This is a genomic window from Mycobacterium sp. TH-M103, assembly GCF_057473785.1.
The window spans coordinates 1-4,398 of record NZ_JBYCLG010000238.1 but is presented as its reverse complement, the minus strand read 5'-3'; the positions used below and the strand labels follow the sequence as shown (position 1 = coordinate 4,398).

The 4,398-nt window shown below is 67.4% G+C and carries 5 protein-coding genes; 4 read left to right on the top strand and 1 reads right to left on the bottom strand.

Annotated features, from left to right (window positions below; translation table 11 throughout):
• On the bottom strand, positions 1-1,669 hold a 1,669-nt coding region (gene nirB / locus AC2VOR_RS13740), incomplete at its 3' end, for a nitrite reductase large subunit NirB (RefSeq protein ID WP_486963955.1).
• A gap of 281 nt (positions 1,670-1,950) precedes the next feature.
• On the opposite strand from nirB, the gene AC2VOR_RS13735 reads away from it, so the two are divergent.
• The 4 genes from AC2VOR_RS13735 to AC2VOR_RS13720 form a co-directional block, all read left to right on the top strand.
• Entirely contained in the window at positions 1,951-2,403 is a 453-nt protein-coding gene (locus tag AC2VOR_RS13735; protein WP_369741045.1) for an Hsp20/alpha crystallin family protein, read from the top strand.
• Positions 2,404-2,517: 114 nt separating this feature from the next.
• Complete coding sequence (locus AC2VOR_RS13730; protein WP_369741047.1) at positions 2,518-2,823, top strand: hypothetical protein; 306 nt, start codon at positions 2,518-2,520, stop codon at positions 2,821-2,823.
• A gap of 77 nt (positions 2,824-2,900) precedes the next feature.
• Positions 2,901-3,731, top strand: coding sequence for a hypothetical protein (locus AC2VOR_RS13725; RefSeq protein WP_369741048.1), 831 nt, complete (start codon positions 2,901-2,903; stop codon positions 3,729-3,731).
• A 42-nt stretch (positions 3,732-3,773) separates the two neighbouring features.
• Positions 3,774-4,398 (top strand): FAD-dependent oxidoreductase (locus AC2VOR_RS13720; RefSeq protein WP_486963954.1); only part of this gene is annotated, 625 nt, incomplete at its 3' end.

Here is a 4,398-nt window from a genome sequence, read left to right as displayed (position 1 = left end):
CCCGCGGCACCACCGAGTAGCTGCCGTTCTTCTGGATGTTGGCCAGGAAGTGGTCGTTGGAGTCCTGCAGCGCGGCCTGCTCGCCGGAGAGAATGTGCTCCGAGCCGGTGGAGGCGAGGATGGAGGCGACCACGGGTTTGCAGATGTCGCAACCCTTTCCGCGGCCGTAGCGCTCCAGCAGACCGGAGAACGTGCGAAGCTCGGTGGCCGAGATGATCTCGAAGAGCTCCGCCCGCGACTGGTCGAAGTGCTCGCACAGCGCCTTGGACTGCTCGACACCCTCGGCCTCCAGCAGCTGCTTGAGCAACGGCACGCACGAGCCGCACGAGGTGCCGGCCGCCGTGCACGACTTGAGCGCCGCGACGTCGGCGCAGCCGTCGGAAATCGCACACTTCAGGTCGCCCTTGGTGACGTTGTTGCAGGAGCAGATCTGCGCCGAGTCCGGCAGCGCCCCGACGCCCAGAGCCGAAGCGCCACCGCCGGATTGGGCGGGCGCGATCAGCGCCAGCGGGTCGCCGGGCAGCTCGCTGCCCACCATCGGACGTAGCACCCCGTAGGACGAGGCGTCGCCCACCAGCACCCCGCCGAGCAGTGTCTTGGCGTCATCGGAGAGCACCAGCTTGGCGTAGGTCCGCTTGACGGCGTCGTTGACGGCGACCTCGAGGCAGTTCTCCGCGGCGCCCATCGCGTCGCCGAAGCTGGCGACGTCGACGCCCAGCAGCTTGAGTTTGGTGGACATGTCCGCCTCGCCGAATTCCGCGGATCCGCCCAGCAGCCGGTCCGCCACCACCTCGGCGGAGGTGTAGCCGGGGCCCACCAGCCCGTAGCACCGGCCCCCGATCGCGGCGACCTCGCCCACCGCATAGATGTCGGGATCGCTTGTCTGGCAAGACAAATCGGTGAGGACGCCGCCCCGCTCGGCGAGCGTCAGACCCGCGGCCGCCGCCAGCTCGTCCCGGGGCCGGATGCCGGCCGCGAAGATCACCAGGCCCGCGTCGATGATGTCGCCGTCCGTCAGGCGCACCCGCACCGAGTTCCCCGCGGATTCGATCGACTCGGTGCCGGTGCCGACGTGCACCGAGATCCCCAGTTCGCCGACCATCCTGGCGAGCAGCGCACCCCCGGCCTCGTCGATCTGCTGGGCCATCAGACGCGGCATCATCTCGACGACGTGGGTCTCTAACCCGAACTGGCGCAGCGCATTAGCGGCCTCGAGCCCCAGCAGGCCGCCGCCTACGACCACCCCCGCGCGGGCGTGGCCCGCCTCGATCGTGCGCTGTGCGCCGGCGCGGATGGCGTCGAGGTCGTCGAGGGTGCGGTAGACGTGGCACGCGGGCAGGTCGTGGCCGGGCACGGGCGGAACGAACGCGTACGACCCGGTGGCCAGCACCAGCTTGTCGTAGGCGTGCCGTTGCCCGTCGGCGGTCACCACCGATTTGCCCGCCGGGTCGATGTCGACGACGCGGGCGTTCAGCAGCAGCCGAACCCACTGATCGCCGGCGTAGTCGTTACCTGGCAGCGCCAGCAGGTTGCGGTCCCAGCTCTCGGTGTAGGAGGTCAGCCCCACGCGGTCATAGGCCGCGTCGGACTCCTCGGCGAGCACGGTGACGCGCCACGCGCCTTCGCTGTCGCGGGCGCGGAGCGCCTCGACGAACCGATGGCCAACCATGCCATGCCCCACCACGACAATGTGACGCACCGCACAGTTCGCGCGCGAAATCCTTTCAGCGGACACGGATTTGAGCCTACCGGCGGCCGATTAAGGGCCCATCGCCCCGCATTACGCATAGATCACGGATCGCTCACACGGATACACACAGCCAGTGAGACAGTTCGCTCACGGCGAAACCGCAGGTGGAACTTTAGCGTGGTCGACTCATGTTCATAGTGGTAGCCGGCAGCCACCGCGCCGGTCACAGCCAACTCACAAGGAAGCGTAAGGAGATGCCAATGAGCAACCTCGCATTGTGGTCGCGACCGGCGTGGGACACCGATCGGTGGTTCCGCGACTTCTTCGGGCCCGCCGCGGCAACGGACTGGTACAAGCCCGCGAAGGAGCCGACGGACGGCGGTTTCCGGCCGGCGGCCGAGATCGTCAAGGACGGCGACGACGCGGTGGTCCGCGTCGAACTGCCCGGTGTCGACGTCGAGAAGGACGTCAACGTCGAGGTCGAGCGCGGCCGCCTGGTGATCCACGGAGAACACCGCGACGAGCGCGCGGACGAGCAGGAGGGCCGCACCTTGCGTGAGATTCGTTACGGTGCGTTCCGCCGCACGTTCCAGCTGCCCGCCCACGTCACCAGCGAGGCCGTCTCGGCTTCGTACGACGCCGGCGTGCTGACGGTGCGAGTCGCCGGCGCCTACACCGGAACCCAACCGCAGCGCATCGCGATCGCCAAGTAACACCCGGACGAATCCGGCGGGGCAGGGTCGGCTCCGCCGGGTCCACCGGGCTATGGCCTCCTGGCACCCGGGGCGTAGTGTGATCCACAACACCGCCTGACCTAGGGAGATTCGTTGACGAGCGCGACCGGCGCCACCGAACTCGCCGAACTGCGCGACCTCATCGGCGGCCTGCGACGCTGCGTGGGCTCCCTGAAGGCGCGATACGGCGACAGCCCGGCGCTGCGCCGCATCGTCATCGACGCCGACCGGATCCTGACCGACGTCGACCTGCTCGATACCGACGTGTCGGAACTGGACCTGGCGCGCGTGACGGTGCCGCAGCCCGGCGAAAAGATCGCCATCCCCGACACCCCGTACGACAGCGAGTTCTGGCGCGACGTCGACGACGAGGGTGTCGGGGGCCACAGTAGGTACTGACAACCGAAACCCCCTGCAAACCAGGGGGTGCTCGCTGTGTACCCTTCGACCAACAGCCCGTTCGAAGAGGAACACAGATGAGCGCACCCACGGCGAACCGTCCTGCGTCAGGTGTCTTTTCACCCACGCGCGCCCGCATCCCGCAACGGACCCTACGCACCGACCGCTGGTGGATGTCGCCGTTGCGCATCGACCTGGGCTTCGCCGCCTTCGTCATCTACGCGACGGTGCGGGCGTTCCTCCAGAACAACTATTTCGTCCCGAAGTATCACTACCTGACGCCGTTCTACTCACCGTGCGTCAGCACCGGGTGCGCGAAGGAAGCCAGCGAATTCTGGCCGCAGGTCCTGCCGGACGTGTGGTGGCTGCCCTACGCGGCGCTGACACTGCCGTTCCTGCTGCTGTTCCGGCTGACCTGCTACTACTACCGCGGCGCCTACTACCGCACGGTGTGGCAGTCGCCCAGCGCCTGCGCGGTGGCCGAGCCACGCGTCCACTACACCGGCGAGACCAGGCTGCCGCTGATCATCCAGAACAGCCACCGGTACTTCTTCTACGTCGCCGCGATCATCTCGGTGATCAACAGCTACGACGCGATCGTCGCGTTCCACTCCGAGGACGGGCCAGGCGGGTTCGGATTCGGGCTGGGGAACCTGATCCTGGTCGGCAACGTGATCATGTTGTGGGTCTACACACTGTCCTGCCACTCGTGCCGGCACGTGACCGGCGGGCGGCTCAAGCACTTCTCCAAGCACCCTGTCCGGTACTGGATCTGGACCCAGGTCAGCAGGCTCAACACGCGGCACAAGCTGTACGCCTGGGTGACGCTGGGCACCCTGATGCTCACCGACTTCTACATCGCGCTGGTGGCCAGCGGCACTATCCCTGACCCGAGATTTGTTGGCTGAAAAGCCATTTCAGGAAAACCAGAAAAGGCTGAGTGAGGTTCCATGGTTGAGGTCGAACGGCACTCCTACGACGTCATCGTCATCGGTGCCGGCGGCTCCGGGTTGCGGGCGGTCATCGAAGCACGCGAGCGCGGCCTGAAGGTCGCGGTGGTGTGCAAGTCCCTGTTCGGCAAGGCCCACACGGTGATGGCCGAGGGCGGCTGCGCGGCCTCGATGGGCAACGCCAACCCGAAGGACAACTGGAAGACCCACTTCGGCGACACCATGCGCGGTGGGAAGTTCCTCAACAACTGGCGCATGGCCGAGCTGCACGCCAAGGAGGCCCCGGACCGCGTCTGGGAGCTGGAGACCTACGGCGCGCTGTTCGACCGTACCCCGGACGGCAAGATCAGCCAGCGCAACTTCGGCGGGCACACCTACCCGCGGCTGGCGCACGTCGGCGACCGCACCGGCCTGGAGCTGATCCGCACGCTGCAGCAGAAGATCGTCTCGCTGCAGCAGGAGGACTACGCCGAGCTCGGCGACTACGAGGCGAGAATCAAGGTCTTCGCCGAATGCACGATCACCGAGCTGCTCAAGGACGGCGACCGGATCGCCGGCGCGTTCGGCTACTGGCGCGAGAGCGGCCGCTTCATCGTGTTCGAGGCCCCCGCGATCGTCATGGCCA